Genomic DNA, 24,236 nt, shown 5'->3' with positions numbered 1-24,236 from the left:
CATTCAATTATAACCAGCTATGTTTTTTTTCACTTTAATTAACCTGAGTTCGGGATAAGAAATAAAGAGAAAGTCTTGATATTCAAATAGTTGAATGAGCCTGTTTTGTTAAAATACTCTAACAGTCTGGTTAAAGAGTAGAGCATTGTTAAACAATTATGGAAAATCTTACTGAACTTTATTGCCTGATGGATGATTTTTGCAAAGACTTCGAGCCAAAAATGCATGAATATTTGCTGACTAACGGTACTAAGCGTCGTAGACGGTCTACTCAGCTTTCGTTGGCGGAAATGATGACACTGGTTGTGTTGTTTCATCAACTCCGATTCAGGCAATTCAAGGTATTTTATCTCTATTATGTCCGCTTATATCTCCGGAAGGAATTTCCTAACTTGCCATCCTATTCACGCTGTGTAGAGTTACTTCCGCGTAGTGCCTTAGCGTTAACGGCACTGTTTGAGTCAATTAAGGGAAAATGCACGGGGCTATCGGTTGCCGATTCTACTCCGATAGCGGTGTGTGATAACTTACGGATCCGCAGACATAAAGTCTTCAATGGGATAGCTGAACGGGGAAAAAATTCAACAGGTTGGTTCTTTGGTTTCAAGCTTCATGTAATTATCAATCATTTGGGGGAAATACTCAGTTTTCGACTCACACCAGGAAACACCGATGATCGGAAACCATTGCCTGAGCTGACAAAGGATCTTTCTGGTTGTTTGTACGCAGATAAAGGGTATTTATCGGCTTCACTGAAACAGCAACTCAAAACGATGGGAATTAGCCTTATAACGAATATCAAGAAGAAAATGAAGCCTATTAAACAGACTTGTTTCGACAAAGCCATCTTGCGTCATCGTTCTGTCATTGAAACGGTATTTGATGAGTTAAAAAATCTTTGTCAAATAGAGCATACGCGACATCGCTCTCCGGCTAACTTTGTAGTGAATTTATTAGGCGGACTGGTTGCATATTGTTTAATGCCATCTAAACCAAAGATACCTGTTGCAGGTACGTATCTTCAAGTATAATTGATAATGCTTATCCCGAACTCAGGTTAATTACCACTAAAGGTAGTGTTGAAATAAAATTCTACTTTTAGTGGATATCTACTATATCATTCTGATAAATAAATTTTTGTATTCACAGCTTATTTACCAAATAGATAATTTTATTTAAATGCGATGTTAACTTTATTATATTATGTGTTTTAAAGATAATAATTATTAACTTATTACATTTAAATAGTAGAAAGAAATTATAATTTTTAATATTATTTCTCCTTTGCATTAATAATACATTATAAAATATAAAATTTATCACATGCATTTATTAATGCGTAATAAGCAAAAAAGATAAAATAAAAAATAACATTTATAATATAAAAAATTTATTTTTTATATATTTAATAATATTAAGCAAAATTAGTTTCATTTTATTCTGTTGAGACATTAAAATCCTTAATCATATTTTTGATAATATTAGCAAATAGTAAATAGAATGACCCAGGAAAAAAATGAATATAAAAAAATATGCAGAAAATAGCAAAAATAGCAAAAATAGCAAAAATAGCAAAAATAGCAAAAATAGCAAAAATAGCAAAAATAGCAAAAATAGCAAAAATAGCAAAAATAGCAAAAATAGCAAAAATAGCAAAAATAGCAAAAATAGCAAAAATAGCAAAAATAGCAAAAATAGCAAAAATAGCAAAAATAGCAAAAATAGCAAAAATAGCAAAAATAGCAAAAATAGCAAAAATAGCAAAAATAGCAAAAATAGTATATATCAATCATAACTTTATACAAGATAATCAAAGCTCCTTAATTAGAACTTTTGTTATTGAAGAAGTAAATGTTGAATTTATACGATTGGTATTTACTTTGGCCAATATATCATCTGGTTCATACATAGAAATTATCGATCGTAAGAGACAACATACACGTATCTTTCCACTAAATGAAGGTTCTACGCTAAATGTAACTTTTTATACTAATTGCATTGATATTAAAGTTATTTTACCAAAAAATTATCACTATAGTAATAATCAAATAATGGAACTTGCTTATTATGAAGCACTTCCGCTTGATCTAACACAAATTGTTGAAGATAGTAATGATGGGCGACAACCCTATATGTGGTATAAAAATACGCCTTTTTTTAACCCAGCTCGCGCTGTACATTTTGTCGCATTTAATGGTTATGGTGGAACTTGCGCATTTAATGGTTATGGTGGAACTTGCTCATTTATAGGTTCAGCTAATCACGTATTAACAAACCGCCATGTCGCTTTAGGTCCCAATAGTCAAATTGATCCGGAAGCGATAAAATCCAGTGAAATGTGGGTTAACAAACATAATATCGCCAACGACTTTACATCACCTGAAACTGATACTATTCATTTTGATGTCGATAAAATATTGACGCACGGAGAATCAAATGGTGGGCTTGGTGATTATGCCTTATTTACTATTGCGGATTTTGATTATCACAATGCTCACGTTAAAACTTTATTTGGTGGTTTAAAACCGCAACAAATATTAAATAAAAAACGCGAAAACATCTATATTCCGCAACATGGTGGCGCAAAGCCTTGACAAATTAGTGCCCGACTTAGGGATTCTATGGATCCTTTTGCATCAATAAATCCTGATGTACCAGAGGGAACATGACTCATTCATGGAGATATGGAAGCAGGATCCTCCGGCTCCCCCCTGGTTGGTCGAGAAACACACAATATATTAGGAATTTTATGGGGTCGTTTTATAATTTTCCAACAAGGTATTTCATCACCATATCTGCTCGATAAGCTTAAAGAATTTATTGCTGATAGTAATACTCAAGTCAAAGCACAGGATAATATTGTGTCCCACAACATTGAAGCCACCCCGGTAGATAACGCTGAAATTAAAGTGATATTTGGCGATAAAGAACAATTAATTCCTTTTGATACTGTTCTAGTTGAAAACCATGACGGCTACTCTATTATTGAAATGGCTGGCTTAGATCTAACAACCAAAACAACTTTGCCAGTAAAATATAAAGTATTGGTAATTATGTCTAATAATCAGGCGACACATCTCAATGATCCTGCCTTAACTGGTGAAGTAACTCTGCGATTTATCCCTTATCAACATCCACAAGATACTGTTATTAAAAGCTGGTTTGTTGCTCGAATAGAACGAAATGGCGAAATTGTAAATAATTATATTGCACGTATATTAAGCTATAACTACGATATTTTCGAAATACCATTCGATGTTAAAAAAGCAGATTGCATGCCATTAATATTTGATGCCAAACAAGCTAATACTGTTCTACATCCATTTACTGAAACCAATCCTAATCTATCATTTTATACTCTACGCCATGGACAAGGACCAGAAAATATCGGTGAAATTAATGATGGTTACTCAATTTTAAAAACACAAGTTATCAATGAAAAAGGTGAAAAAGAATTAGTTACTTTCCAGGCATATCGAATTAAATCCATAACAAAAAGTGAGCCCTACCCTTATATCTCTATGCCAAGCAGAATTAATGTGAAATGTAATTATAACATTGAAGGACCATCATATTTAAGAGTCTGTTATTACCCAGAGGATAATCAGAATTTAATTGGTAAAGAAACATTCAAAGACATTATTGCTCTCCATGCAAGCGATGAAAGCGGTTCTGCTGAGCGATTATGTAAAAATACTCTATTAGATATTACGATAAACGAATAATTTAATAATGTTGTAACAGCAATAAATAGTAACACTCATTTAAATTAACTGGGTATTACTTATAATAAAACCATAATAAATAATATTAGATATTCGCTCAATTTTAAGTGGCAAAAATAAGCTGTTATCAATACCGCTGAGCTCTATTTTGTTGCTGTTAATAAAACTAAATATTTAAGATTAATACACGAGTTTCGCACGGGCATATAAAATTCTAGAAATGGCTTCAGAACAATAATTAATCTGTAACTTGCTAAGACGTATAAATTTACTTAAATTACAATAAGTTATTTTTAATTTATGAGATTTTTTCTATTTATATATTATGCTGAATTAAACTTAAAAATAGAGCGTTTTTTTATTGGTGCGAAACTCGTGTAATAGTAATAAATTAAGTTAACAGCATAAAAGTATTAACTTGGCATTTAACTTTCTCTTTATAAAATTAAATAGGTCATAATATGAAAGAAGAAAAAATTACTACCGAAAAAAAAGATTTAGTTTTTGCATTTGTTCTTTTTCCAGGAATGACACCATTAGATATTATTGGTCCTGCCACACTATTACAAAATCAAGGATTTACAATAGAATATGTTTGGCATGATAAACAACCAATCTCGACAGAAATTAATTGTGTAACACTCACACCTACCACAACATTTGATGAATTAGATGCTATAGATATCTTATGCATTACAGGTTCACATCATCCTTTCCCAGCACTTAACGATACTAAAATGTTAAAATGGATACACAAAGTTGGCCAAAATGCTAGGTATATTACTAGTGTATGTAATGGCTGTATGTTTTTAGCCGCGGTAAATCTTTTAGATAACTATAGATCTTCAGTACATTGGGGTTACAATGAATTTTTAGCAAAATTAGGTGCTACTGTTTCTAACGAACGGGTTACCATTGATAAAAATAGAATTTCGGGTGGTGGCGTAACCGCTGGTATTGATTTTGGACTGCGCATATTATCAATTATAAAATCAGAAACTGATGCAAAGGTAATGCAACTACTTACCCAATATGATCCTCAACCCCCCTTTCAATCAGGAAACCCGGCAACAGCTGAACCAGAAATAGTGAATATAGCGTGTAATAAAATTAAAACATCATTTGAAACAGAAACACCTGATTATCTTGAAATACTTGAACGTGCTATTGAAAGAAAAAAAGACTTTATAAATAATTAAATTATATATTCAATAATGTTGAATATTATTTAATTTATTGATACATTTAAGTTATTTTCACAATATAGCATCCGGATGTATTATGATTAATAAGCTTAAGTGCCATAAACCCTGTGCAGTTATATTGAAGTACTCTTTATCTACGCTTTTTTTCATTTCATTTACAGCTACGGCTCATCAATACCAAGAAATTGCAGCACTTATTGAGCAACGTGTTTCTTACATGAAATATGTTGCTAAGTATAAATTTGAAAAACACCTGTCAGTCGAAGATCGTACTCAAGAAAATAAAGTTATTTTAAACTCTATTAATAAAGCAGAAATTTTAGGCCTGGATAAAAAATCAATAAAGCCTTTTATAATATCCCAAATAAATGCCGCTAAAGCTATTCAATATCGCTATAAGGCAGACTGGCTAGCTATGCCAGAAACGATCTTCAACATGATGATTTAGCAGTTATCCGTTTAAAAATTAGCAAATTAACTGATGACATCATACAATTAATTGCCAAAGAATTAAAAAATAACGGTCAAATAAAAAATCAGATCTGTTCATATATAAATAAAATCCAACTGCATAATCTTAAAGCCGCTGATAAAAAAATAATCTGCTCATCACTTGAGCAAATATCTTTAAAAAATACAAACTCAAAAGAATAATCTGGCAATCGGCAAAATTGTCTATTTAGTTAATTATACTCTTGAGAAAAATTAATATGCCTATATCACCATTAACTTCTGCTCCAGCATTTCCATCTGAACAATTAAATTATAAAGAATATAATATCGACAATTACAATAATATATTATTAGAATTTGATAAAAAAATTAATGATTCTATGAATATATCATTGAAACAAAAAATAGAATTTAACAATGAAATTATAGGATTAATTAATGAAATTAAAAAATTGCATGATAGTCATTTGGAATCAAGTGAAAAAAACAACGAAAATTTTATAGCAGAGTTACAAATATTAAAAATAAAATTTGGGATGGTCGCCATAAAATATGCTGATACTGACTGGGAAAGTTTTGGCCTTTCCGAAGAAATATTTAAAAATAATCATCAATTTTTGAACTCGCATTTATGTCGATTATCATTAGATCACGAGTTTCGCACAGGCCTATAAAATTCTAGAAATGGCTTAAAAGTAATGATTAATCTGCAAGTTACTGAAATGCATAAATTCACTTAATTTACAATAAGTTATATTTAATTTATAAGGTTTTATCTATTTACATATTATGCTGAATTAAACTTAAAAATAGAGCGTTTTTTTATTGGTGCGAAACTCGTGTAGATGAGCAACAACGGCAAAACATAACCGACAACGATATAAATCAAGTTTGGTATTGTTGTTTATATAATTTTGCCTATGAATTAGCTCACAATAAGGTTGCCCCTCCAGCTGATAAAAATCATACTGAATATTATTCCATAGTAGATAAATTAAAAGCAGAAAATTTACCAGAAGATAAGATTTTTGCGATAGCAAATGCGCGCAGTGCGTTAATTCTTTGCAGGGATTCTTTTGTTACTAAAAGTCCTAAAGACAATGCTTTATTTATAGCACTAAAGGAAGTTAATAAGTTTTATGATAATTATCTCAACATTAATGAAAATACTAATATTGAACAATTAGAGCTCGAATGCGAGGTGCTAATGAAAGAAAAATCACTTTATATAGCCGAATCAATAAAACAGGAACTCCAGGAATTCAGAAACAATTGACTCAACCAACTTAATTCTAAATAGCAAAATTCAATATACATAACTACTATATAAGTGAGTACTCCAGCTTATACAACCAAAGAAGCAAGATAGTTTAGCTCACTAAAATAGCAGAAATTATTTTATAGAGAATACTATTCTAATTATTTGATGACTATTTTCTCCAGAAATCATAATTTACTGCTATTGTTGTATTGATATCTTGTAAATTCGGAGTTCTACTATGAAATTGAAAATATTATTTATTACATTAATCAGTGTGTTATTAATAAATCCTGTTTTAGCTGCCGAAAAAATGTCAAAAAAAGATATGTCAGAGCAACAACGTAAAATGGGGAGTTGTCATTTTAAAGCTAAACAACAATCATTAACGGGTGAAAAAAGAAAATCCTTTATGCAATCCTGCCTTCGTAATAAAAAAAATCAGCAAAATGAAAGAATGAAAAATTGTAGTAAAAAAGCTAGCAACATGAAATTTAAAAAAGATGAACGGCAAGAATTTATGCAGGAATGCCTAAGTAATAAAAATAATTAATTTAATATATCAATAAGGCCACTTTCTTTTTAGTGACTTATTTTTTTATTTCTAGAATATTGCTTTATTTTAATTAAAATAGAAATGACACCATTGAATATTTAATAAAAAATAAAATAGTAAATTATTTATCAAAAACTGTCACTTTTGATATATTAAAAATAATAATTAGAATTTAAAAAAATTAACATTTTCTAAACGAAATATAATTTAAAATAATAACGTTATTCATTTTACTCATACTAATGACGTGACATAAGATTACATTATCGTCACATATCAAGCAAATTTATAAAATAATTTGCTTCATTTAACAGAATTTTTCTTATAAAGTAGCTATATTATATTTTCATCTTCATTTTACTATTCAGAATTATAGATGGTTTACAGCAGGAAAATTGCTAACCTAAAGAGATAAATATAATGCATAATGAATGGCAAAAAGTTTTAGATTTCTGGTTTAAGGAATCTACCAATAAACAATGGTTCGAAAAAAAACCACAATTTGACGCTATCATCCGGGATAGATTTAAACTTACTACTGAAAAAGCGAGTCGTGGTGAACTTGCTCATTGGCGTTGCTCAATAAAAGGGAGATTAGCTGAAATTATCGTGCTTGATCAGTTTTCTCGTAATATTTGGCGTGATACAGCAAAAGCTTTTTCACAAGATAATATGGCGCTTATGTTAGCTCAAGAAGCAATTAAACAACCAGATTATACACACTTACCAATAAAAGAACGTAAATTCATTTTAATGCCATTTATGCATTCAGAATCACCTTTCATTCATCAACAAGCTGTTCCTCTTTTTACTGCATTAAATGATAAAATAACACTTGAATTTGAAATGCGGCATAAAGAAATTATTGATCATTTTGGCCGCTATCCACACAGAAATGGAATTCTTAATAGAGTTTCTACTCCTGAAGAAATATTATTTTAAAAAAAATCGGGTTCAAGTTTTTAGCTTATAAGAAGAGCAGTAAAGTATATATTTGCAATATGTACTCTATTTTGTGAATTAACAAAACAATGATCTTTTTGCAACTTTTAAATTAAGTTATTGTTCAATTATTTTTTAAATATTACACTGAAATAACCGCAATATTTCGATAAAAAACGCGTCATAACCACCATTCAAACTATTTTATTAATGAAATAGTATTTCTTTAAAATAGATAAGATTGGCAGATATTATTTTAACCAAGAACTTGATGAGATTAGCAGACGATACCAAACAAAATATTAATAACCAGCTACAACATTAGTGGTTTTGGTGGTATGGAAACCGTTTGTCGTGAATTTATTTTGTTATTAAAACAGCGGCGACCAGATATAACTGTCAGTTTTGTCTTTTTTAATGCTAAACAAACGCAACCGAATGATGATTGGTTAGATAACATAAAATATAGTCGATTATATTCCAATATTAAAAACGGCAAGCTGCGACGTATTCATTATGCTTTGCAGCTACGACAACTACTTAGCGAGCAAAAAATTAACGCAATTATCGCCTTGGATTCTATTGCCTGTTATAACTCAAACATCAGTAGAAAACTTATCTTAGGCAGACAAATACCACTAATTTCCTGGCCACACTTTACCATTAATGGAAGTTATAAAAAAGAATATTTTTTAAAAGCAGATTACTATTACGCGATAAGCTCAGGTATAGCGAGGCAATTAGTTGCCCTCGGCGTCGATGAAAATAATATTTTTACTTTATTTAATCCAATAAAAAAACAAGACATTGTTATCCCGCGACCTAAGGACAAAACTGTTTTTCTCTATTTAGGGCGAATATTTTTTGCGGGACAAAAACAACTGGCTTTTCTATTTACTAGCTTGGCAAATATCAGCGGTGACTGGCAACTCAATATTGTCGGTAGTGGCGAAGAGCACGAAATCAATCAATTAAAACAGCTAGCTAAAAAACTAAATATTGAAAAAAAATTAACTGGCATGGCTGGCAGCCAGATCCATGGTTTTATATACGCAATAATATAAAAACAGTTTCGGCCCTATTACTAACTTCAAGCATTGAAGGCCTTGGCATGGTTCTTCTTGAAGCCATATCCTATGGCATTTATGCAATAAGTTCAAATTGCCCAGCTGGGCCGGAAGATATCATTAAAAACGATATTAATGGAGAATTATTTCCTGTTAATGATCTACCCTGTTTCGTTAATATATTGCAGAGTATTGTTGATAATAAAACCTTACCCTCACAGGTTAGCATAAAAAATTCTATCTCAGATTTTTATGAAGATAGCTATTTTGACAGAGTTAATTCATCCCTTAAGAAAATTCTAGCGTGATAGCATTTAGCGGATTAATCATTATGATTAATCCGTGCAAAAACAATATTAGATGGCAACCTCTCAAAACGACATAAACCCTATTTTTGCCAAAAAATTAAACTACGTAAAACACGCCTTATTTGTAGCAAAATATAAGCTAAAGCAGACTCAAGATTGCCCCGCGTTCTTCTTTTTTCTTTAATAACATACTTTCTTCTATCAGCCTCCAAATTGCTATTTTCAACGGAAACAATCGGATGCTTAATAATTTCGGCTAAATAATATCCACGAGTTTCGCACGGGCATATAAAATTCTAGAAATGGCTTCAGAACAATAATTAATCTGTAACTTGCTAAGACGTATAAATTTACTTAAATTACAATAAGTTATTTTTAATTTATGAGATTTTTTCTATTTATATATTATGCTGAATTAAACTTAAAAATAGAGCGTTTTTTTATTGGTGCGAAACTCGTGATATCCTTTAATTGCCTGTTTTTTATATAACAGGCCCCACGAATCAGCAACAAAAAATTGTCTTTCAAATTCAGTGATTATTCTTTTACGAGCCTGTACATAAATTTGTGTAATTGCCTGATTTTGATATGTTCAATCCAGCATCAAATGAAGGTTAATTTATGGACGAAAAACAATTGCAGGCTCTGGCTAATGAATTGGCCAAAAATCTCAAAACCCCTGACGATCTCAGCCAGTTCGATCGTCTGCTGAAGAAAATCAGCGTTGAGGCGGCTCTCAACGCCGAAATGTCCCACCATCTGGGCTACGATAAAAATCAGCCCAAACCGGGTGCCAACTCCCGCAACGGCTATTCCACAAAGACCGTTACCACCGGCGATGGTCCTCTGGAACTACGCACTCCGCGCGATCGTGACGGTTCTTTCGAACCGCAACTGGTGAAGAAAAACCAGACCCGGATCTCCGGGATGGATAACCAGATTTTATCGTTGTACGCCAAAGGGATGACCACCCGCGAGATAGCGGCTGCGTTCAAATGTCAACGATCACCGAAAACTGATCCACTTTTTAGCTAAATCCGATCAATCAAAATTGATCCACTTTTACTCAGTCATTGCTCCTGAGCGCCGCTTATCTTTCAATCGATAGCTTTCACCGCTTAATTGCAGTACATGCGAATGATGAAGTAAACGATCAAGCATAGCGGCAGTTAATGTTGCGTCATCAGCAAAAGCATTTGGCCATTGCCCAAATGATAAGTTACTCGTCAATATGACACTGCCATGCTCATAACGCTTGGCAATCACATTGAAAAACAGGTTTGCTTCTTCTCGCCCAAACGGCAGGTATCCAATCTCATCGATAATCAACAATTTCGGGGCCATCACCGAACGTGATAGATATTGTTTGAGCTTATTTTGTCGTTTGGCAGTTGAGAGTTGCAACATCAGTTCAGCTGCCGTGGTAAAGCGGGTTTTCTTCTTGGCCTGTACTGCTTTTAATCCTAACCCAATAGCTAAATGCGTTTTGCCTACACCGCTTGGGCCAAGCAACACGACATTTTCATTACGTTCAATAAACGTTAATGCGCTTAATTCCTGTATGTGTTGTTTGGGGATCCCCGTTGCAAACTTAAAATCGAACGTATTAAGTTCTTTATGTGCTGGGAATCCTGCCATCCGACTCAAAAGATTACGGGTTCGTTCATCTCGTTGTTGTTGCTCACATTTTAATAGGGACAGTAAAAACTCTCCGTAGCTTTTGTCTTGGGCAATGCATTGTTCGGCAAGTGATGACCAATGAGTCGGAATAGAATTTAATTTCAATGACTCACACAGGTGTTCAATTTGTTCATGCAATAACATGTTCACCTCCCAGCAATGCTTCGTATACGCTGATTGAGTGTTGCAAACTGACAGATTCAAGGGGCGGTACGATACGGATATTAAGCGTATCAGTCTGCGGGATAGATTGGCAAACCCTTGCTGGTAAGGGTAGAAGATACTTAACTTCCTTAGCTAGTCTATCTGCTGGCTTCTCTAACGTTGTTCCATGAATCCGCTGATGGGCAACGCGTTGTAACCAGGGCCCCACTCTTGCATTAGCTATCTCAATATCCAGTTCAAGATTATGAGCACGAAGGTCGGTATTTAATGGTACGATAAAGCTGTTTTTTAAATAGTGGTTAAAGCGCTCTACTTTCCCTTTAGTTTTTGCCCTGTAGGGCTTGCAAGCACACAATTTAAACCCGTAATCTTTCGACATTTGAAGCATTTCGACATGTAATTTATGTTCACCTTCTGCATAAGCATCCCGTTCGATGATGAGGGATTTTGCGTTATCACACAATATTTCGTGTGGTACACCACCAAAATAGTCGAAAGCTTCTCGTAAACCTTGTTGCCAGGATTCTGCTCGTTCATTATCAAAGAACTTTACATAACTCGCACGCGAATAGCCTAGCGTTGCAACAAACGCTTTTAGTGATTTTTTACCTCGCCGGATGCTGGTGAAGTCGATTTGCATTTGTTGACCTGGCTGTGTTTCAAAACGGACGACAGCTTCGGGAACAATGCTTGGTTTAAATTGACAAATAAATCGGCGTAATTGAGCAATACCTCCTTGATAGCCGCTTTCAACTACTTCATCAAATAAGACTGTTGCAGGGATCCAATCAGGTTTAGCCAGTTCAATTCGCTGAAGCAAATAAGGTTTAAAGGGTGCTAATTTAGTCGGTTGTTGACTTCTTTTAGCATAAGTTGGCATTGTCTGTTGTTGTAAATGATGTTTTACGGTGTTACGGGATATGCCCAATTCACGGGCAATTTTTCGAAGGCTTTGTCCTTGTGCAAAGCGAACATGAATATCCACAAATATCTCCTTGGTTAACATAAATTATCCGTACAAAAATGTGCGAATAATACCAAGTGGATCAGTTTTAGATGATCGTTAGTGGATCAGTTTTGCATGATCGGTGACATTCAAAAAACTGTATGACGCGGATGTCTCACCGGCGCTGGTCTCGAAGGTCACCGATTCCGTGATGGAGCAGGTTACCGAATGGCAAAATCGCCCACTGGATGCAGTCTATCCTATTGTTTATCTTGACTGTATCGTCCTGAAGGTCCGGCAGGACAGTCGCGTTATCAATAAATCCGTGTTTCTGGCCCTGGGTATCAACATCGAAGGTCAGAAAGAACTGTTGGGTATGTGGCTGGCCGAAAACGAGGGCGCGAAGTTCTGGCTCAGTGTGCTGACAGAACTAAAAAACCGTGGTCTGAACGATATCCTCATCGCCTGTGTCGACGGTCTGAAAGGCTTTCCGGACGCCATCAACACCGTGTATCCGGAAGCCCGCATTCAGCTGTGCATCGTGCATATGGTGCGTAACAGCCTGCGGTTCGTCTCCTGGAAGGACTACAAAGCCGTCACACGCGACCTGAAAGCCATCTATCAGGCTTCCACGGAAGAAGCAGGCCAGCAGGCGCTGGAAGCGTTCGCCAGCGCATGGGACAGCCGCTACCCGCAGATAAGCCGGAGCTGGCAGACAAACTGGGCCAACCTGGCGACGTTCTTCGCTTACCCGGCAGACATCCGCAAGGTGATCTACACAACGAATGCCATAGAGTCGCTGAACAGCGTGATCCGGCATGCCATCAAAAAGCGTAAGGTGTTCCCGACGGATGACGCAGTGAAAAAGGTGGTGTGGCTGGCAATCCAGGCGGCGTCACAGAAATGGACAATGCCACTGAGGGACTCGCGTATGGCGATGAGCCGCTTTATTATCGAGTTCGGTGACCGCCTGGACGGTCACTACTGAGAAAAGGCATTTACACAGAATCGTGTACAGGGTCTCTTTTACAGGTGTTACGATGAATTAAGTAACAACAAGCCCGAAAAATTTTATCCGGACTATAAGTTAATAGACGAAAGGTCACATTAGCGATGGTTATTTTATTAAAAAAACTTAACGAAATTCGCTTTCTTGAACTCAGCCCTTCTTGAGCACCTAGCAAATAAACATAATCTTTTTTTAATAAATTACTTTTACCCTGTTCCAGCGCTTTGATTAGATGGAATAATTTTTTATCAATGATAACATCGTCCTCTAGGATCAATGCCCATTCGATATCATTTTTTACAATATGTTGATAAATTGATTGATGGCTCAAGCTACAAGCAATTTCATTCATTCCGCTTGCTTTCACATCAAACTTACCTGAATTAGCGGATTCAAACCAAGGCATGTCACCCTGAGTTAACTTAGCACCTTCGATGACATCAACTATCGTGAAAGGTAAAGCTTGTGACGACAAAGCTTTACTAATTTGTCTTCTTCTATCTGTATCCTTTTTTAATGAAACAATAAAAATAGGGCAAGATTTACTCATTAACGCCACCAAAACTTTATATTCAATAATATGTTAACTAAATTATAACTAATCAATTTTATTTTACTACCTATTTTATCAGCAGAATAATATCATTTATTCTAGTATTTATTGTAATATAAGCATAATAATTGCAAAAAAAACACAAAATAATTTTTTATGTTGAAATTTAATATAAATTGTTATTTACTTTGTGTAAAAAATAATTAATTAATTTAATTACTATATTTATCCATTATGATAGATAAAAATCAAAACAGAAACTAATTCATCTTATATTTTCAAATAATGATTTAATTTAACATAAGAAAAAAACTGATTAGCAACAGATCAGAAACCATTTTAAAACATCTCATCACTAAAAAATATTATATTTACTTTCAATAAGATATAAATTTTTCTTCATTTCTAAAAAATATAATGATTATTAATCAATTTTTATAAAGTATAATGGTTATAGCAATGGTTTTTTCTTTCCACTAACGCTAGAATCAGTAACAATTTACGATAAAATTAATGCCAGCTTTGCCAAAAGGAAACTTAATGTATTTCAATAGTAAGGAGATGATACTAACAAGCTATGAATTTTCATCTGCTAAAGTAAAAAATTGCCAGTTTCATATTGCTTACGGCGCAGATATGAATTTCTCTCTTGGTACTGCGATCTCTATCTGTTCGATTCTACATTTTAATAAAGATTATACCTTCCACTTTTATATCTTCACTGATATGATTTCTGCAAATGAACTGAAAAAATATGATGAACTAACAAAAATATATAATACAAAAATAACAATATTACTTATCGACACTCTGCAGCTAAAAAAATTACCAACCAATAAATTGTGGTCTCATGCAATCTATTTTCGCTTTATCATTGCAAATTATTTTCACCAAAAAATAAATAAAATATTATATTTAGATTCAGACATTATTTGTTCGGGTGATATATCAGAATTATTCACCATCAATTTAAGCCATCATATTATTGCGGCTGTTGCTGACCGAGACCAATACCTATGGAAAAAACGGGCTGAAATGCTAGCAACACCAGCAATAGCTAATGGCTACTTTAACTCTGGCGTTATGCTGATCGATACCGATAAGTGGTATAAAAATAAAGTAACTGAGAAGACGATAAATGTATTACTTGATGATAAGACAAAAGCAAAATTTATATTTTATGATCAGGATGCATTAAATATATCTCTGGTAAATCAAGTTTTATTTTTAGAGAAAAAATTTAATACCCAATTTAGTATTAATTATGAATTAAAAAATAGAACATTATTCCCTACCATTGATAATGTAAAATTCATTCATTATATTGGCCCAACCAAGCCATGGAATCATTGGTCTGAATATCCCAGTACAGATCTGTTTATTACAATAAAAGAAAAATCTCCTTGGAAAACGACCCCTCTTATTGCGGCATCAACCTCCAACCAATATCGATATACAGCTAAACATATGTTTAATAAGAAAAAATATATTCAATGGCTATTGAATTATCTCTATTATTTTGTTATTAAAGTTTTATATAAATAGCAAATGGCATAAACCGTGAAATTGGATAATCGTCATTTGATGATAGACAATCATCCATTTTTACAGCTAAATTTTCAATCTATAGATATAAAAAAAATTTTCAATTTAATTTACTTTCATAATCTATATATTCGAATTGCGCTTTAGTCAATGTTAAATTAATGGCTTTAACAAAACTTTCAACCTGAGCAACAGTAGTTGCACTAGCAATCGGTGCGGTGATCCCATTAAAAGCCATTAACCATGCAAGGGCGACTTCGGCTAAGGTAGCTTGATGAGCATCAGCAACTACCTGCAACGCCTTAAGAATTCTTTCACCTCTTTGATTAAGATATTTATCGATATCACTTTTTCTAAGACTATTATTTAAATCACTTTGACGACGATATTTTCCGGTTAAAAAACCAGATGCCAAACTATAGTAAGTAACAACCCCAATATTTTCTTTGATACAGAGTTTCTTCAACTTATCATCAAAAGCGGCGCGATCGTAAATATTATATTCTGGTTGTAATACCTGGTATCGCGGTAAATTCTGACTATTCGCCACATCTAACGCTGTTTTCAATTGCCCTGCATCCAAATTGCTCCTATAGCGCGAATTTTGCCTGTTGTTAAAAGCTTCTGATAAGCGTTTAACGTCTCTTCATAAGGTGTATTGATGTCAGGCCAATGAGAAAAATAAAGATCAATGTAATCTGTTTGTAAACGCCGTAATGAATCTTCAACCGCGTTTATAATCCAGCGAGCAGAAAGCCCACGCTTACCAGGCGAACCTAAATCTGCGCCCACTTTGGTAAAAATAATTAATTTATCTCTGGCAATGGAATGTTTAGTTAGCCAATTTCCAATGATAGTTTCAGATTCTCCTCCACGATTACCTGCTGCCCAACTTGAATAAACATCTGCCGTATCAATTGCAACTAAACAGTTATCATAGAGAGCATCTAAGATGGTAAAACTCTCTTTTTCATTGATAGTCCAACCAAATACGTTACCACCAAAAACAAGTGGTGGGATAACAAATCCAGTTGAACCTAACCTACGCAATTGCATATTTCCTCACTTGTTTTTAAATAAAGCGAATGTAATAGCTAGAAGATTTTAGTGGTACTTTTACAGCAAGATTGCACTTATTAAATGTTAAACCCTATTTAACTTACAGATATAGTACAGCAATTTAGATATGTTAATTATAACTTACCAATAGCCCAATAACTTCCACCATAAACCACCAATGACTAACCAAATTAAAAGGTTAACCACACTTAATATAAACCCCACTTTCCACCATTCAGCTAAGGTTGTATAACCAGAACCAAAAATAATCGGCGCAGTACCTGTAGCATAATGGGTTAACGACATCATTAATGATGAAGAGAAAGCCAGAATCAAACCAAGCAAAATAGGTGGCGCGCCCAATGCTAATCCAGCAGTAAAAAATGCTGCAAACATTGCCATAATATGGGCTGTGGTGCTGGCAAAAAAGTAATGGGAATAGACATATATTAAAACAAGTAACAACATGCCACCAATCCAGCCGATCAATAGCGTTTCCAACTGTTTGAGAAAACCAATTAGTCAACCCAAGCTTACTTAGAAAAGATGCCATCATGACCAGTGCAGCAAACCAAGTAATTGTATCCTATACCCCCTTGGTTTTCAAAATATCATCCCAAGCTAATACCCCGGTACAAAGTAAAACGGAAAGACCGATAAATGCCGCAGCGGTAGGGTTAATAGTAAAAGCGCTACCAAAAATAAGCCCAGGCACACCAGCCCACATCAGCAAAAGCATGGCAAATACCGCTAAAGTAATTTTTTCTGCTACTGAAATAGGCCCTAACTTGTGTAATTTTTGTTTCGCGAAATTTGGTGCATCGGGTGTTACTTTAATTTCAGGTGGATAAATCCAATAGATAATTAATGGCATAATCAATAACGAAATAATACCTGGTATAAAAGCGGCTATTGCCCACATTCCCCAACTTATCTCAAATGGAGGTGTGGTATTTTCCATAATCAAACTAACAATCAATGGATTAGGGGCAGTTGCCGTAATAAACATCGCAGATGTAATTGGATTGATATTAAAATTAACCAATGAAAGATAACGGCCAATTTTGTGTGTGCTACCTGATTCGGGATCAGAGCCGAAACTCTTTGCAATTGAGCGCATTATAGGATGAATAATACCACCACCCCGCGCAGTATTACTTGGTGTAACTGGTGCTAATATTGTCTCTGCAATCGCCAATGAATAAGCGATGCCTAAGGTCTTTTTGCCAAATAAAGAAATAAAATAATAACCAATACGGGCACCTAAGCCGGTCTTATTTAGACTAACAGAAATCATTATTGAAATACCTATCAACCAAATAAGTTGATTTGAAAAACCGCTCAATGCATCATTAATGGCTTCCGTCGGATTATTAGAATTAGTTACCCCCGTAATAGCAATTAATGCAATTGCGATAATGGAGATTGCACCTATTGGTAAGGCTTTACCTATGATAGCTATTATAGTCCCAATAAAAAGCGCAAATAATTGCCAAGCATTTACCTCAACACCGTCAGGAATAGGAATAATAAACCAGATGATGAGAGTGATTGTAATAGCAATTATGGTTGGTAAAGGTTTGAATGGGGTCAATTTATCCATATTGTATTATCCAATTGGTGAAATATATCTACACAAAAAATAATTAATAACTTATAAATTAAAAAATCACGCTAACAAATCATACAACTACTTATTATATAAATTTATAGATTAGTAACTATATTTATTTTTATCAAGCTTAATAATAAATATTAATTTATAAATATTAATTTATAACTTTATAACTTTATAACTTTATAACTTTATAACTTTATAAGTTTATAAGTTTATAAGTTTATAAGTTTATAAGTTTATAAGTTTATAAGTTTATAAGTTTATAAGTTTATAAGTTTATAAGTTTATAAGTTTATAAGTTTATAAGTTTATAAGTTTATAAGTTTATAAGTTTATAAGTTTATAAGTTTATAAGTTTATAAGTTTATAAGTTTATAAGTTTATAAGTTTATAAGTTTATAAGTTTATAAGTTTATAAGTTTATAAGTTTATAAGTTTATAAGTTTATAAGTTTATTAAATTATCCAATTTATTCTTTTAATTTTTATCTCTTTATTGTAAGAATAAGTTATTTTCATATGTTAAAACTGTGATTTGTATTACAAAAATCACAATGAATTTTATTCATTAATTCACTAAGATAAACTATTTCTTTTAGTCTTAGTGATTTTCATAATATAGCAAATTAATCATAATTATTTATGGTTAATTTTATCAAATAACAAATAAGTTTATTTGTTTTATTAAAAAACAATAGATTTATTTGAAAATCAGAATTACTTTATAAAAAATAATATATTTTATATTACAATATAATGTGTAAATCTATTTATTTTTGAATAGATATAAAATTAAAGTCAAAAAAAGCAGCAAATCAATATGTCCATTTGTGCTAACCCAAAGCCAAGAAAGATGGTCTTTATCGTTAATGATAAAGACCATCCAATATGATTTTATATCAGTTCAGCTAGACCTATTTCTCTATCCATTCAGTATGAAAGATACCCTCTTTATCAATCCGCTTATAAGTATGAGCGCCAAAATAATCACGTTGTGCCTGAATTAAATTTGCCGGTAAAAAAGCAGAGCGATAACTATCATAATAAGAAATTGCTGCTGTAAGCGTAGGTAATGGAATACCATTTTGTATACCAAAACAGACAATATCCCGTAATGATTGCTGATATTCATCAGTAATATTCTTAAAATAAGGCGCTAACATTAAGTTTACTAAAGATGGGGTTTGGCTATAGGCATCGGTAATTTTTTGCAAAAATTGCGCCCGAATAATACAACCAGCGCGGAAAATCCTGGCAATTTCACCATAATTTAGCTGCCATTGATATTCATCCGATGCTGCTTTTAATTGCTGAAAACCCTGTGCATAGGAAACAATTTTACCTAAATAAAGTGCCCGACGAACTTTTTCAATAAATTCCTGCTTATCACCTTTAAATGAATTAACAACCGGTCCAGTCAGGATTTTTGCTGCTGCCACCCGCTGCTCTTTTAAAAAAGAGAGATAACGCGCAAATACTGATTCAGTAATAAGCGTAACAGGTACTCCCAAGTCTAAAGCACTTTGACTGGTCCATTTTCCAGTTCCTTTATTAGCGGCTTCACCCAATATGACATCAATCAAATAATTACTAGTCTGGTCTTCTTTTTTACGAAAAATATCGGCCGTAATTTCGATTAGATAACTACTTAATTCCCCTTTATTCCATTCAGTAAAAATATCAGCTAATTCTTCATTATTTAATTTTAATGCGTTTTTAAGTATTGAATATACTTCAGCAATAAGCTGCATATCACCATACTCGATGCCATTGTGCACCATTTTTACATAATGACCTGTACCATCGGGACCAATATAGCTGACACAGGGCTCACCATCGGCCTTAGCTGCAATTTGTTGCAAGATAGGCGCCACTAAATCATAAGCCTGTTTCTGTCCACCAGGCATGATAGAAGGCCCTTTTAATGCACCTTCTTCACCACCAGAAACGCCGGTTCCAATAAAGTTAAAACCTTGTGCTGAAAGTTCTTGATTACGTCGAATAGTATCCTGAAAATAAGTATTACCACCATCGATTAGGATATCACCTTTATCCAGATAGGGTGTTAAGGAAGCTATGGTTTTATCTGTCGCCTCACCCGCTTTTACCATTAATAAAATACGACGTGGTTTTTCTAATGAATCAACAAATTCTTCAATTGTATGACAGGGGATTAATTTTCTACCTGGATTTTCTGCGATCACTTCATCGGTTTTTTCTTTAGAACGATTAAAAATCGAAACAGAGTAACCTCGGCTTTCAATATTGAGCGCTAAATTACGTCCCATAACAGCCATACCAACTACACCAATTTGTTGTTTTGACATGAAAAACTCCTGTCTGACAATTCATTACCCACAATTAACGAGCAAATATATTTTTACGTATTGATATATTAACTTACTCTATAGTTTGGTGATAGTGATTTCATGCCTTCAAGGACACGATATTTCGGCTAAAAACGATTAAAAAAACGTTATTATATTGAAATTTTTGTTCAAAGTGCCCATTATTCTAAAGGTCGGCATAAGCCGTCATATTAGAAGGTAAAATAAATTTTATGGAATGGATCACTGATCCTACGATGTGGGCGGGGATTCTTACTCTTATCGTACTCGAAATCGTGCTTGGCATTGATAATTTAGTCTTTATCGCTATCTTAGCTGATAAATTACCGGCTAAATTACGTAATAAAGCAAGAATAACTGGTTTAACCTGCGCACTCTTTATGCGCATCATCTTATTGTTTAGTCTCACTTTACTCGTTTCACTAACCAACCCTATCATTAATATTTGGGGTCACCCATTTAGTGCGCGGGATATTCTGATGCTTGGTGGCGGGCTGTTTCTGCTTTTTAAAGCCACTATGGAGCTTAATGAACGATTAGAAGGTAAAGATGAACGATCTGGCAAGCAACGAAAAACGGCTAAATTTTGGGCTGTTGTCGCGCAAATTATTGTATTAGATGCTATTTTTTCACTTGATTCAGTAATCACTGCGGTAGGTATGGTTGAACATATTGGCATTATGATTGCCGCAGTCACTATTGCTATGATCTTAATGATTATCGCTAGTAGACCATTAATCCTGTTCGTTAATACCCATCCAACGATTGTTATTCTCTGTCTCAGTTTCTTACTGATGATCGGTTTTAGCTTAGTTGCTGAAGGATTTGGTTATTTGATACCGAAAGGCTACTTATACGCTGCTATTGGTTTCTCTATTATGATCGAATCACTTAACCAATTTGCATTATTTAATCGACGCCGTTTTTTAAAAGGCACCAAATCACTGCGGGAAAGAACCGCTGAAGCAGTATTGCGGGTTTTAGATGGTCAACATGAACACGCTGAATTAGATCATCGCACCTCTGATTTAATCGCTGATAATAATGGTATTTTTGATCCACAAGAACGACAAATGATTGTTCGTTTATTAGGATTCGCTCAACGTAATGTTAGTAGTATTATGACTTCGCGCCATGACGTTGAATACATTGATATCAACAAGCCTGCGGATAAACTACTTTCATTGCTAGAAAAAACACCACATACCCGTCTTATTGTTACAGATGAATCGATAAGCGATGAACCAGTCGGGGTTATACACGTTATCGACATATTAAATCAACAATTAAAAAAGCAAAAACTTAACCTACATGCCTTAATTACCCAGCCACTAATTTTCCCTGAAGGCTTATCACTACTTCAGGCATTAGAGCAGTTTCGTAAAGCTCATACCCATTTTGCCTTTATTGTTGATGAATTTGGCTCTGTCGAGGGAATTGTTACGCTGACGGATATTATGGAAACTATTGCCGGTAATATGCCAATCAGCGAAGCAGAGGTGGATTCTCGTCATGATATTCAACAATTAGAGGATAGCCGTTGGGTTGCTAATGGCTTTATGCCTTTAGAGGATCTGATCCTGTATGTGCCAATTACGCTTGATGAAAAACGTGAATATGAGACGATTGCCGGATTATTAATGGAGCATCTACAACGAATGCCTGTGGTAGGTGAACGTATCAAAATTGAAAATTGGATTTTTGAACCGTTGGAAGTCACCAGCCACCGCCTTAAAAAAGTGTTGATTACTCCCCTGCAACTGGCTAAAAATGATGTTAAACAGAATATTCCTTAACATAAAACATAACGTAATCATGGCGCGTTACATTTGTTGAATTTAAGCTAAAACTAATTTTTCGATTTAACTTCTTTTTCTAACCAACTCTAGTGCTTTTTTAGCTTGCGATTGAAACTCATCACGCAGCAATTTTTCAATATTCAATTGATATTGTAAATTTTTCCACTTACCATGAATACGCAGAGGAATGGCCAATTGATTAATTTTATTAATAAACTTATCATTTCCATGCCAGCCTTTATTGATATTAACCAGCAATTTGACGTCTGCTGATTTCCCGGCTAAATTTAGCCAACCGTTGCCATCGATACTCATAGCGTCTGAAGAAGCAACCAGATTTGAGAACGATAGCATGCCTTTATTAAGTTTTGTATCAACGGTTAAATTTTCAATTTGGGTATTATCGTCAAGATTTTGCGGGGTATCAATTTTATTAGTAAGGCGTGAAAAGGCGTGTTGGATCAGTGAAGCTATATTTAATCCTGTTAACTGTGCCTTGGATAACATTACATTAGCGTTACCGGACCAAAAATTTAGCAGCGCAAATTTATCGTATCCAGGCCCTGATAAATTTGCTGCTAACATCAATGAACCATCTAGTTTGGTCGGCATGTCAAAGGATTGCAGCAAAGGAGCCAACCTAACATGATTAAATTTGGGCTTAGCCGTGACAATAACCGGACTATTTTGATAATTTAAACTAATAGGTAATTCAAAATTTCCACCTAATAATCCACCTTCTAGCTGACTAACATTTAATAACGCTTTTTTATTGGTTATCTTAGACTTAAAGCTATCAACAACTAAACCTCGATATATAAGTTTATCGGCAGAGATTGTTGCTTGAAATGGGAATTGCTTTAAATAACTTAAATCATAACTATCGGTTTCAATCGTCGCAATAACAGGCTTAGGACTTACTTGAGGCGTTATCTTTGTCTCTGTTAAAGGTTGTAATAAAGATTGCCAACCTAAAATCTTATCTAGATCCAGTTTTGTGGAAGTAATATTTAATTGATAATCTGGTGATTTACCTAAATGAGCAACTAAATTTCCAGTTAAATTACTATCATTGACGTCAATAGCTAAATTAGACAGGGTTAATATTGGTTGCTGATCATGCAAATAATCAAACAATAAAGTTGCATTGCCGCTAATGCCATCTGTTGGTAAATTAATACCACTAATTTTATATTCTAATTGATTAATTTCCCCAGCAATCTGATGCGGATAATCTGAAATATTTAACTTACTTTTTAAAGAAAAAGTGAGATCTTGCTGATCCTTACTCACATTGCTACTAAAATTAACGCTAATGAAATGATCATCTTCCCTGCTGAGCGACAACATAATATTACGCATATTTAGCTGGGTATCATTATCCAACTGCCAAATTAACAAACTATCAGTTAGTTTTATTTTATTAATCTCAAATAACCATTTGCTATCATTATTATTTTTCCTACTAATACGGTTAAGACCTTCTGGAGCAATCGGGGCATCTGGATTTGATTTTGCTTCACTATCTGGAGTAGCGCGCAAAACTGCATTACTGATTACAATCTGTTCAACAGACAGTTTGTGGGAAATTAACGGCCATAAGGAGACATCAAGCCGCATGTTATCTGCACTAATGGCCGGCTTAGTCGCGCCCGGCGCAGTGAGTGAAATCGGCCCAGTAATAATACTTAGCCTAGGCCATACATGCCAACGCATTTCGCCTTGAAAAACTAAATGATAGCCGCTTTTTTGTTCAACTTTATCAATTAAATAGTGACGAAAATCATTGGGATTAACGAGCAACACTAGCGCCGTTAAGCCTGCTAAAATAACCACCATCAGAATAGCTAATGTGGTCAAAAATCGTTTCATCACTGTCTCCATCAATGGTATTCAAACAAACAATTAATGACTTCATCTTTAGATAGCTTATTTTCCGTGACCTGAGAAAATAAAATTATTTTGGTTATAGCATAATTTCAGCTAAATACCGAATTAATT

The 24,236-nt window shown here is 33.8% G+C and carries 17 protein-coding genes and 4 pseudogenes; 14 read left to right on the top strand and 7 right to left on the bottom strand.

Features of this window, described 5'->3' with window-relative positions; genetic code table 11:
* Positions 1–158: 158 nt before the first annotated feature.
* The 11 genes and pseudogenes from V3224_RS02935 to V3224_RS02885 form a co-directional block, all read left to right on the top strand.
* Positions 159–1,031 carry an IS982 family transposase gene (locus V3224_RS02935; protein ID WP_334467716.1) on the top strand — a complete coding sequence of 291 codons (873 nt, stop codon included), beginning with the start codon at positions 159–161 and terminating at the stop codon, positions 1,029–1,031.
* 501 nt (positions 1,032–1,532) lie between these two features.
* Positions 1,533–2,594 (top strand): hypothetical protein, encoded by a 1,062-nt coding sequence (locus tag V3224_RS02930; RefSeq protein ID WP_334468419.1) that lies wholly within the window; start codon positions 1,533–1,535, stop codon positions 2,592–2,594.
* A 90-nt stretch (positions 2,595–2,684) separates the two neighbouring features.
* Positions 2,685–3,725 (top strand): hypothetical protein, encoded by a 1,041-nt coding sequence (locus V3224_RS02925; RefSeq protein ID WP_334468418.1) that lies wholly within the window; start codon positions 2,685–2,687, stop codon positions 3,723–3,725.
* 461 nt (positions 3,726–4,186) lie between these two features.
* On the top strand, positions 4,187–4,924 hold the full coding sequence (locus V3224_RS02920; protein ID WP_334468417.1) for a DJ-1/PfpI family protein: 738 nt from the start codon (positions 4,187–4,189) through the stop codon (positions 4,922–4,924).
* A gap of 82 nt (positions 4,925–5,006) precedes the next feature.
* A complete protein-coding gene (aroQ, locus tag V3224_RS02915) occupies positions 5,007–5,378 on the top strand; it encodes a gamma subclass chorismate mutase AroQ (protein WP_334468416.1) in 372 nt (123 codons plus the stop codon).
* Between the two features lie 262 nt (positions 5,379–5,640).
* Positions 5,641–6,057: a hypothetical protein gene (locus V3224_RS02910; RefSeq protein WP_334468414.1), complete on the top strand. Its 417-nt coding sequence runs from the start codon at positions 5,641–5,643 to the stop codon at positions 6,055–6,057.
* Between the two features lie 825 nt (positions 6,058–6,882).
* The gene (locus tag V3224_RS02905) at positions 6,883–7,194 is read left to right on the top strand and encodes a PsiF family protein (RefSeq protein ID WP_334468413.1); all 312 of its coding nucleotides are present in this window, start codon (positions 6,883–6,885) and stop codon (positions 7,192–7,194) included.
* A 423-nt stretch (positions 7,195–7,617) separates the two neighbouring features.
* A complete protein-coding gene (locus V3224_RS02900) occupies positions 7,618–8,139 on the top strand; it encodes a DUF924 family protein (protein WP_334468412.1) in 522 nt (173 codons plus the stop codon).
* 338 nt (positions 8,140–8,477) lie between these two features.
* A complete protein-coding gene (locus V3224_RS02895) occupies positions 8,478–9,203 on the top strand; it encodes a hypothetical protein (RefSeq protein WP_334468410.1) in 726 nt (241 codons plus the stop codon).
* Positions 9,149–9,514: a glycosyltransferase gene (locus V3224_RS02890; protein WP_334468747.1), complete on the top strand. Its 366-nt coding sequence runs from the start codon at positions 9,149–9,151 to the stop codon at positions 9,512–9,514. The genes V3224_RS02895 and V3224_RS02890 overlap by 55 nt, the downstream gene beginning before the upstream one ends.
* A gap of 621 nt (positions 9,515–10,135) precedes the next feature.
* A pseudogene (locus V3224_RS02885) lies at positions 10,136–10,510 on the top strand (transposase); the annotation flags it as partial.
* A gap of 66 nt (positions 10,511–10,576) precedes the next feature.
* Here the strand turns inward: V3224_RS02885 and istB are convergent.
* Positions 10,577–11,338 (bottom strand): IS21-like element helper ATPase IstB, encoded by a 762-nt coding sequence (gene istB / locus V3224_RS02880; protein ID WP_334467780.1) that lies wholly within the window; start codon positions 11,336–11,338, stop codon positions 10,577–10,579.
* On the bottom strand, positions 11,325–12,365 hold the full coding sequence (gene istA / locus V3224_RS02875) for an IS21 family transposase (protein ID WP_334468408.1): 1,041 nt from the start codon (positions 12,363–12,365) through the stop codon (positions 11,325–11,327). The genes istB and istA overlap by 14 nt, the downstream gene beginning before the upstream one ends.
* A 79-nt stretch (positions 12,366–12,444) precedes the next feature.
* On the opposite strand from istA, the pseudogene V3224_RS02870 reads away from it, so the two are divergent.
* Positions 12,445–13,293 (top strand): annotated as a pseudogene (locus V3224_RS02870) (IS256 family transposase); the annotation flags it as partial.
* 10 nt (positions 13,294–13,303) lie between these two features.
* Here the strand turns inward: V3224_RS02870 and V3224_RS02865 are convergent.
* Entirely contained in the window at positions 13,304–13,864 is a 561-nt protein-coding gene (locus V3224_RS02865; protein WP_334468407.1) for a glycosyltransferase family 25 protein, read from the bottom strand.
* 516 nt (positions 13,865–14,380) lie between these two features.
* On the opposite strand from V3224_RS02865, the gene V3224_RS02860 reads away from it, so the two are divergent.
* Positions 14,381–15,412, top strand: coding sequence for a glycosyltransferase (locus V3224_RS02860; RefSeq protein WP_334468406.1), 1,032 nt, complete (start codon positions 14,381–14,383; stop codon positions 15,410–15,412).
* Between the two features lie 100 nt (positions 15,413–15,512).
* Here V3224_RS02860 and V3224_RS02855 read toward each other — a convergent pair.
* The 3 genes and pseudogenes from V3224_RS02855 to gndA form a co-directional block, all read right to left on the bottom strand.
* Positions 15,513–16,468, bottom strand: a pseudogene (locus tag V3224_RS02855) (aldo/keto reductase).
* Between the two features lie 144 nt (positions 16,469–16,612).
* Positions 16,613–18,074 (bottom strand): annotated as a pseudogene (locus V3224_RS02850) (DASS family sodium-coupled anion symporter).
* Between the two features lie 928 nt (positions 18,075–19,002).
* Positions 19,003–20,415 carry an NADP-dependent phosphogluconate dehydrogenase gene (gndA, locus tag V3224_RS02845; RefSeq protein ID WP_334468404.1) on the bottom strand — a complete coding sequence of 471 codons (1,413 nt, stop codon included), beginning with the start codon at positions 20,413–20,415 and terminating at the stop codon, positions 19,003–19,005.
* 233 nt (positions 20,416–20,648) lie between these two features.
* Between gndA and V3224_RS02840 the strand changes: the two genes are divergently transcribed.
* Positions 20,649–22,232 (top strand): TerC family protein, encoded by a 1,584-nt coding sequence (locus tag V3224_RS02840; protein ID WP_334468402.1) that lies wholly within the window; start codon positions 20,649–20,651, stop codon positions 22,230–22,232.
* A 66-nt stretch (positions 22,233–22,298) separates the two neighbouring features.
* Here V3224_RS02840 and asmA read toward each other — a convergent pair whose 3' ends face one another.
* Entirely contained in the window at positions 22,299–24,107 is a 1,809-nt protein-coding gene (gene asmA / locus V3224_RS02835; protein WP_334468400.1) for an outer membrane assembly protein AsmA, read from the bottom strand.
* Positions 24,108–24,236 lie beyond the last annotated feature (129 nt).

Origin of the sequence: Arsenophonus sp. PmNCSU2021_1 (genome assembly GCF_036919435.1) — a bacterium.
GTDB classification, from domain to species: Bacteria; Pseudomonadota; Gammaproteobacteria; order Enterobacterales; family Enterobacteriaceae; genus Arsenophonus; species Arsenophonus nilaparvatae.
The sequence above is the reverse complement of the archived record's forward strand: the minus strand, read 5'-3'. Positions and strand labels throughout refer to the sequence as shown.

What these genes read in the sequence shown, in the direction of transcription:
- V3224_RS02935 (WP_334467716.1), top strand. Translation starts at nt 159, where the DNA reads ATGGAAAATCTTACTGAACTTTATTGCCTGATGGATGATTTTTGCAAA.
- V3224_RS02930 (WP_334468419.1), top strand. Translation starts at nt 1,533, where the DNA reads ATGCAGAAAATAGCAAAAATAGCAAAAATAGCAAAAATAGCAAAAATA.
- V3224_RS02925 (WP_334468418.1), top strand. Translation starts at nt 2,685, where the DNA reads ATGGAAGCAGGATCCTCCGGCTCCCCCCTGGTTGGTCGAGAAACACAC.
- V3224_RS02920 (WP_334468417.1), top strand. Translation starts at nt 4,187, where the DNA reads ATGAAAGAAGAAAAAATTACTACCGAAAAAAAAGATTTAGTTTTTGCA.
- aroQ (WP_334468416.1), top strand. Translation starts at nt 5,007, where the DNA reads ATGATTAATAAGCTTAAGTGCCATAAACCCTGTGCAGTTATATTGAAG.
- V3224_RS02910 (WP_334468414.1), top strand. Translation starts at nt 5,641, where the DNA reads ATGCCTATATCACCATTAACTTCTGCTCCAGCATTTCCATCTGAACAA.
- V3224_RS02905 (WP_334468413.1), top strand. Translation starts at nt 6,883, where the DNA reads ATGAAATTGAAAATATTATTTATTACATTAATCAGTGTGTTATTAATA.
- V3224_RS02900 (WP_334468412.1), top strand. Translation starts at nt 7,618, where the DNA reads ATGCATAATGAATGGCAAAAAGTTTTAGATTTCTGGTTTAAGGAATCT.
- V3224_RS02895 (WP_334468410.1), top strand. Translation starts at nt 8,478, where the DNA reads ATGGAAACCGTTTGTCGTGAATTTATTTTGTTATTAAAACAGCGGCGA.
- istB (WP_334467780.1), bottom strand. Translation starts at nt 11,338, where the DNA reads ATGTTATTGCATGAACAAATTGAACACCTGTGTGAGTCATTGAAATTA.
- istA (WP_334468408.1), bottom strand. Translation starts at nt 12,365, where the DNA reads ATGTTAACCAAGGAGATATTTGTGGATATTCATGTTCGCTTTGCACAA.
- V3224_RS02865 (WP_334468407.1), bottom strand. Translation starts at nt 13,864, where the DNA reads ATGAGTAAATCTTGCCCTATTTTTATTGTTTCATTAAAAAAGGATACA.
- V3224_RS02860 (WP_334468406.1), top strand. Translation starts at nt 14,381, where the DNA reads ATGCCAGCTTTGCCAAAAGGAAACTTAATGTATTTCAATAGTAAGGAG.
- gndA (WP_334468404.1), bottom strand. Translation starts at nt 20,415, where the DNA reads ATGTCAAAACAACAAATTGGTGTAGTTGGTATGGCTGTTATGGGACGT.
- V3224_RS02840 (WP_334468402.1), top strand. Translation starts at nt 20,649, where the DNA reads ATGGAATGGATCACTGATCCTACGATGTGGGCGGGGATTCTTACTCTT.
- asmA (WP_334468400.1), bottom strand. Translation starts at nt 24,107, where the DNA reads ATGAAACGATTTTTGACCACATTAGCTATTCTGATGGTGGTTATTTTA.